Below are 6852 nucleotides of genomic sequence, written 5' to 3'. Positions count from 1 at the left end.
GCCGCGAGCTCCGCGGGCGGCGGCGGGCCCCCGGTGAGCAGCTCGCGGCCCTCGTCCGTCGCGCGCCGGGCGCCCGCCGCGTCGCCGCTCGCCTCCCGGGCCTGGGCCAGCACGGCGAGCGCGCGGGCGCGCGCCCAGCGCGCCCGATCCTCGGTCCGGCCCTCGGCGACGAGCGCCTCGGCGGCGGCCGTCGCGTCCGGCTCGCCGGCCGCGACCCGCAGCTGCACCTCCTCCGTGCGCAGGTCGAACGCGGCGGCGGGGTCGTCCGTGAGCTCCCGCGCGGCGACGAGCGCCGCGATCGCGCCGGCGTGGTCGCGCTCGGCGCGCAGCCGGCGGACGCGCAGGCGCAGGACGGCGAGGCGCTCGGCGCGGCCGTCGTGCAGCCGCTCGGCGGCGCGCTGGGCCTCGCGCTCGAGCCCCGCCGCGAGCTCGTGCCGACCCGCCGCCAGCTCGCGCCCGGCGTGGTCGAGGTACGAGCGGACGCGGCGGTCCATCGGCCCGCTCAGGCGTCGATCGCGTCCGCCCCGGGCACCGCGGAGACCGGCCGCGGTCCCTCGCCGACGTACTTCGCCGACGGGCGGATGAGGCGGCCCTCGCGCTTCTGCTCGAGGATGTGCGCCGACCATCCGGCGACGCGCGCGCAGGTGAACATCGGCGTGAAGAGCTCGGCCGGCACCGCGGCCGTGTCGAGCACGACCGCCGACCAGAACTCGACGTTCGTGGCCAGGACGCGGTCGGGCTTGCGGGCCTGCAGCTCGGCCAGCGCGGCCTGCTCGAGCGCCTCGGCGACCTCGAACCGGCCCGCGCCGATCTCCTTCGCGGTCCGGCGCAGCACGCGGGCACGCGGGTCCTCGGCGCGGTAGACGCGGTGACCGAAGCCCATGAGCCGCTCGCCGCGATCCATGGCCTCCTTCACCCACGCCTCGGCGTCGCCGCGCCGCTCCACCCCGTCGAGCATCGCCAGCACGCGCGACGGCGCGCCGCCGTGCAGCGGGCCCGAGAGCGCGCCGACGGCCGACGAGAGCGCCGCGGCGGCGTCCGCGCCGGTCGACGTCGTGACGCGGGCGGTGAACGTCGAGGCGTTCATCCCGTGCTCGGCGGCCGAGATCCAGTACGCGTCGACCGCCTTGGCGTGCTGCGGGTCCAGCTCGCCGCGCCAGCGCAGCAGGAACCGCTCGGCGACCGTCCGGCCCGAGTCGATCTGCGACTGGGGCACCGGGGGCTGGCCGCCGCCGCGCGCGGACTGGGCGACGAACGACAGCGCGGTCACCGAGGCGCGGGCGAGCTCCTCCCGCGCGGTCTCGTCGCTCGTGTCGATGAGCGGCTGGAAGCCCCACTCGGGCGCGAGCATCGCCAGCGCCGCCTGCACGTCGACGCGCGGGTCGCCCGAGCGGACGCTCAGCGGATGGGGCTCGGCGAACGGCAGACCCGGGTCGAAGGCGTTGTCGACGAGCAGTCCCCAGACGCGCTCGTACGGCACGTGCCCGACGAGGTCCTCGATGTCCACGCCGCGGTAGCGCAGCGCGCCGCCCTCCTTGTCGGGCTCCGCGATGGTCGTCGCGAAGGCGACGACGCCCTCGAGCCCGGAACGCACCTCGTCGGTCATGCTCCGATCCTATGACGCCGGCCGCTCCGTCCCTGTTGCGCCGCGGTGCTCGGGAGCTCGCCGAGCTCGTCCGGACCGGCGAGCTGCGGGCCGTCGACCTCGTCGAGGCGGCGCTCGGGCGGATCGCGGCGCTCGACCCGCAGGTCAACGCGTTCGTCGACGTCTGGGCCGACGAGGCGCTCGAGGCCGCGGCCGCGATCGGCCCCGGCGACCCGCGCCCGTTCGCCGGCGTGCCGACGGCGATGAAGAACAACCGCGGCGTCGCGGGCAAGCGGCTGACCGTCGGGTCGACCGCCACCGGCGACGACGTCGCGCCCGCCGACCACAACGCGACCCGCCGCCTGCGCGACGCGGGCTTCGTGCTCGTCGGGTCCACGAGCCTGCCCGAGTGGGGGATCACCCCCGTCACGCATCCGCGGCGGTTCGGTCCGACGCGCAACCCGTGGGACCTCGGGCGCACCGCGGGCGGCTCCTCCGGCGGCGCGGCCGCCGCGGTCGCCGCCGGGATGCTCCCCGTCGCGCACGGCAACGACGGCGGCGGCTCGATCCGGATCCCCGCGTCCTGCTGCGGCCTCGTCGGCCTGAAGCCCGCTCGCGGGCGCGTGTCGCTGGCGCCCGATCTCGGGCACCACCTCCTGGCCTGCGACGGGATGCTCACGCGGACCGTCGGCGACGCCGCCGCGACCCTCGACGTGCTCGCCGGGTACGAGACCGGCGACGCGAGCTGGGCGCCGCCGCCGTCCGGCGCCTTCGCCGCCGCCGCCGCCCGCGGCGCGCAGGACGGCCCGGGGCGTCCCCTGCGGATCGCGGTCGCCACGGCTCCGCCGCTGGACGCCGACCCGTCGCCGGCCGACCACGCCGCCGCGCACCGGGCCGGCGAGCTCCTCGCCGGGCTCGGCCACCACGTCGAGGTCGCCGACGCTCCCTGGCGCCTGCCGGGCCTGCTGGACCTCTTCACCGCGTCGTTCGGCCCGGGCGTCGCGTCGCAGATGCGGGTGATCGAGCTGCGCCGGGGCCGCGACCTGGAGCCGGGCGACGTCGAGGCGCTCTCGTGGGAGCTCCTCGAGCAGGCGAAGGCGCTGCGCGCGGTCGACTACCTCGTCGCCGACGCCGCGATCCAGGGCGTCGGGCGTCGGGTCGTGCAGTGGTTGGCGCCGTACGACGCCGTCGTGACCCCGGCCCTGGCGACCGCTCCGGTGCCCGTCGGCGCGCTCGATCCGGACGGCCCCGATCCGATGGCCGGCTTCCGCGGCGGCGCGGACTTCTCGCCCTACGCGGCGATCGCGAACGTCGCCGGCGTCCCCGCGATCAGCCTGCCGCTCTTCCTGCGGCCCGAGGACGACGACGCGGCCGGGCTGCCGCTCGCGGTCCAGCTGCTCGGGCCGCCGGCCGGCGAGGAGCTGCTGCTGGCGCTCGCCGCGCAGGTCGAGGCGGCGCATCCGTGGGACGACCGGGTCGCGCCGCTCGCGCGCTCCTGACGCGCGCGGACGACCGGCGCTCGGGCCGGTCCTCAGCGGGCGAGCGCGTCGCGGACGGAGCGCGGTCGCACGCCGAGCGCCTCCGCGTCGGCGGTCCCACGGCGACCGGCGGTGTCGCAGGTGACGAGCGCCAGCTCGTCGCGCTCGGCGACGCCCGGGCGCTCGAGCGCCGCGGTGGCGACCCGCAGCATCCCGATCGGCAGCGCGATCGTCGGCCGGCGCGGTCGTCCGACGGCGGCCTGCATCTCGTGGACGAGGTCCGGCAGGGCGTAGACCTCGGGGCCGGCGAGCTCCAGCCGGTGCGGCGAGGTGCCGGCGGTGGCGAGGGTCTCCGGGCCGTTCTCGACGAGCGCGACGAGCGCGGCGGCCACGTCGTCGGCCGCGATCGGGGCGGAGCGTCCCGCGTAGTGGCGGGGGATCGGCGTCATCGGCAGGAGCGACAGCGCCTGCGCCCACCACGCCCAGCGGTGCCCGCGAGCGAGCGTCAGCGACGGCGCCACCGTCGTCACCCGCATGCCGGAGATCGCGCCCGCGCCGACGACGACCCGCTCCGACGCCTCCTTCGCACGCAGGAACCGGCAGCCGGCCGCCTGGCCCGCGCCGAGCGCCGAGACGTGGACGAAGTGGCGCACGCCGGCCCGCGCCGCCGCGTCGGCCAGGCGCCACGAGGCCGTGACGTTCAGCTCCTCGAGCGTCCCCGTCGCCTGGTCGTGCAGCGGGCCCGCGAGGTGGACGACCGTGTCGACCCCCCGCAGCGCGCCGCCGGGCAGGCGGGCGTCGGTGAGCGTCCAGAGGGCGAGCTGCACGTCGACCCGCCGCGGCCCCAGCCGCGTGGGATCGCGCACGAGGCAGCGGACGCGCTCGCCCGCCGCCAGCAGCTGGTCCAGGACCCGGACGCCGACCGCGCCGGTGGCGCCCGTGAGCAGGATCATGCGGCAAGAGTATTGGGGATCGCGGGCCCCAGCCCGCGCATCGGCGAGACCCCCGTCCGGGGGTGGGGACCCAGGAAGGCGCGCCGCTATGCTTGCCGCTCGGTTCTCCGCCCAGCGACAGCGAGGATCCCCCTCACATGGCCTACGTCATCGCCGAGCCCTGCATCGGCACCAAGGACAGCTCCTGCACCGAGGTCTGCCCGGTCGACTGCATCCATCCAACGCCGGACGAGCCGGACTACGACGCGGCGACGCAGCTCTTCATCGATCCGGACGAGTGCATCGACTGCGACGCGTGCGTCGAGGCGTGCCCGGTCGACGCGATCTTCGCCGAGGACCAGGTCCCCGAGGAGTGGAGCGCGTTCGCCGAGAAGGCCGTCACCTACTTCGCGAACTGACGCCCGCGCCGCTGCGGCGGCGCGGACCCCGGTGGCGGCGCGGCGCTCCCTCGTCGCCCCGCCGACCGCCACGAGACGCCCCGGCCCGGCCGGGGCGTCCGCGTTCCGGCGCGGTGCTCAGTCCTCGTCGGGCAGGACGACCTCGCGCAGCGTGCCGTCCTCGACCTGGAAGACGAACCCGCGGACCGCGTCGACGTGCGGCAGGAACGGGCTCGTGCGCACGCGACGCAGGGACTGCGTCAGGTCGGCGTCGAGGTCGACGAAGGACTCCGGCGACCACGGCGGCTTGTAGCCCGTCTCCTCGAGCAGCTCGTTGCGCAGCTCGTCGTCGGTGAAGCTCAGCATCCCGCACTGCGTGTGGTGGACGAGCAGGACCTCGCGCGTGCCGAGCTTGCGCTGGCTGATGGCGAGCGAGCGGATGACGTCGTCGGTCACGACGCCGCCCGCGTTGCGGATGAGGTGGGCGTCGCCGATCTCGAGCCCGAAGAGCCCGAAGAGGTCCAGGCGCGCGTCCATGCAGGCGACGACCGCGACCCGGCGACGCGGGCGGGGCGTGTCGTACGGGGTGTAGCGCTCCCGGAAGGCCGCCGAGTGGGCGATCAGGTCGGGCGACTGGGGGTCGTGCTGCGCGTCGGTCATGCGGTCCTCGTGGTCGGCGTTGGTCGGGCGTCGGGCAGCCTATTCCCCGCGGCCGCGCGACCGACACCTCCGAGGCGGAGACGTCGAGCGTCGCGACGCTCGAGGACCTCGTCGGCGCCGGCGCGGCTTCGCGGTCCCGTCGCCGGCGCGGCCCGTCGCGCAGCTCGAGGGGGCGACCACCGACCTCGGCGGCGATCGACGATCCCCCTCGCACGGCCGATCACGCTGGACCGGCGCGCGCAGGGCGTGCCCGCGGCGATCCCCGCCGCGCGAGACGCGGTGGCGGGCGCGGCCCGCGTGCGCGAGGATGACCGGCGCGCCTCCCCCGCGCGTCCGTCCCCGTCCTCGGAGCTCCCCCGTGCCGTTCCTCCCGTCGCGCCGTCCGGCGCTCGCGGCCCTCGCCGCGCTCACCTGCGCCCTGACCGCGCCGTCCGCCGCCTCGGCCGAGGTCCGCGACGTCGCGATCCCGACGTCCGACGCCGGCCTGCACTCGATCGCCGCCTCGCCCGACGGCAGCGTGTGGTTCAGCGAGCAGCGCGGGGGCAAGGTCGGACGGGTCGCGCCGGACGGCCGCGTGGCGGAGTGGACGATCCCCACCGACGGCGAGTTCGGGCCGGAGGAGCTGACCGTCGGCCGCGACGGCCGCGCGTGGGTGCTGTCGGACGCTCACGCGCTCGTCTTCGTCGTCGACCCCGCGGTCGCCGACCGTCCCGTCAGCCGGCTCGACCTCACCGGCGGCCAGCTCGGCGGTCGACGCGGCGCGCGGATCGCCACCGCGCCCGACGGATCGATCTGGATCAGCGACGCGCTCGGCGAGGGCGTGGTGCGGATCGTCGGCGACCAGGCCTTCGACACGCGCGGCGGCGCGCCGGACTGCCGCTTCGACGGCGAGCTCGCGCCCGGCCCCGACGGGCGGATGTGGTGCGCGTTCCAGGGCGACGCGCTGAAGCGGATCGAGCCCGACGGGGTCACGACCGTCAACACGCCGATCCCGAGCGGCCACCAGGTCCACTCGCTCGCGGCCGCCGGCGGCGCGCTCTGGTACGGCCGCTACGTCACGGCGAGCTTCGCCGCGCCCGCCGGGATCGGGCGGATCGGGCGCCTCGTGCCGGGCGCGGGGGTGCGCGAGTGGGACCTGGGGTCCCGGGTCGCGCCGGACTCGCTGGCCGCCGCGCCGGACGGGTCGGTCTGGTTCGTCGACGTCGGATCGGTGAAGCAGCTCGGCCGGATCACGGTCGGCGGCGGGCCGCGGCTCGTGAAGCTCGGCGACCGGCGTCCGACCGAGCTGACCGTCGCGCGCGACGGCGCCCTCTGGTTCATCGACGCGAACGCGAACCGGCTCACCCGCGTGACCCTCGACGAGGTCGGCGGCTCGCCGGCGCCGGCGCTGCCGGCGACCCTGCGGACGCGCGGGACGCGGGTGCCGGTCCGGGTGCGGTGCCCGAAGGGCACCGTCCGCTGCGTCGGGACGCTGCGCCTGCGCACGGCCGGAAAGGTGCGGCGCGCCGGTCGCGGCCGGCCGGCGGTACGGACCGTGACGGCCCCGGCCCGCTATGCGCTCGCGCCCGGGGCGGCGGCCACGGTGCGGCTGCGGCTGACGGGCGACGGCCGCGCGCTCACGCGTGGCGCGCGCTCCGTGCGCGTCGCGGCCGAGGCGACGCCGAAGGCCGGCGCGGCGCAGCGGATCCGCACCTCGCGCCTGCGCTAGGTCCTCGGATCCGCGGCGGTCGCGTCCGCGCGGGTCCGACGGCGGACGGCCGGCGGCCTGCGTGGCCGCCGGGCGGGTGGCCGACGCCGGC

Annotated in this window: 6 protein-coding genes and 1 pseudogene; 3 read left to right on the top strand and 4 right to left on the bottom strand. The window is 77.5% G+C overall.

Features of this window, described 5'->3' with window-relative positions; genetic code table 11:
• Positions 1-494: pseudogene (locus tag SK069_RS14070) on the bottom strand (hypothetical protein); the annotation flags it as partial.
• An 8-nt stretch (positions 495-502) separates the two neighbouring features.
• Positions 503-1606: a citrate synthase 2 gene (locus SK069_RS14065; RefSeq protein ID WP_319954882.1), complete on the bottom strand. Its 1104-nt coding sequence runs from the start codon at positions 1604-1606 to the stop codon at positions 503-505.
• A gap of 11 nt (positions 1607-1617) precedes the next feature.
• Between SK069_RS14065 and SK069_RS14060 the strand changes: the two genes are divergently transcribed.
• Positions 1618-3084 carry an amidase gene (locus SK069_RS14060; protein WP_319954881.1) on the top strand — a complete coding sequence of 489 codons (1467 nt, stop codon included), beginning with the start codon at positions 1618-1620 and terminating at the stop codon, positions 3082-3084.
• Between the two features lie 32 nt (positions 3085-3116).
• On the opposite strand, the gene SK069_RS14055 is transcribed toward SK069_RS14060, so the two are convergent.
• Positions 3117-4016, bottom strand: a complete 900-nt coding sequence (locus tag SK069_RS14055) for an NAD(P)H-binding protein (protein ID WP_319954880.1) — start codon at positions 4014-4016, stop codon at positions 3117-3119.
• A 137-nt stretch (positions 4017-4153) separates the two neighbouring features.
• On the opposite strand from SK069_RS14055, the gene SK069_RS14050 reads away from it, so the two are divergent.
• On the top strand, positions 4154-4414 hold the full coding sequence (locus SK069_RS14050) for a 4Fe-4S dicluster domain-containing protein (protein WP_319954879.1): 261 nt from the start codon (positions 4154-4156) through the stop codon (positions 4412-4414).
• A gap of 117 nt (positions 4415-4531) precedes the next feature.
• Here the strand turns inward: SK069_RS14050 and SK069_RS14045 are convergent, their stop codons facing one another.
• Positions 4532-5053, bottom strand: a complete 522-nt coding sequence (locus SK069_RS14045) for a beta-class carbonic anhydrase (RefSeq protein WP_319954878.1) — start codon at positions 5051-5053, stop codon at positions 4532-4534.
• 358 nt (positions 5054-5411) lie between these two features.
• Here SK069_RS14045 and SK069_RS14040 point away from each other — a divergent pair, with 358 nt between their 5' ends.
• Positions 5412-6761, top strand: a complete 1350-nt coding sequence (locus tag SK069_RS14040) for an NHL repeat-containing protein (RefSeq protein ID WP_319954877.1) — start codon at positions 5412-5414, stop codon at positions 6759-6761.
• Positions 6762-6852 lie beyond the last annotated feature (91 nt).

The organism is Patulibacter brassicae (assembly GCF_033949425.1).
GTDB lineage: Bacteria > Actinomycetota > Thermoleophilia > Solirubrobacterales > Solirubrobacteraceae > Patulibacter > Patulibacter brassicae.
This window is presented reverse-complemented; position numbering and strand designations above follow the sequence as displayed.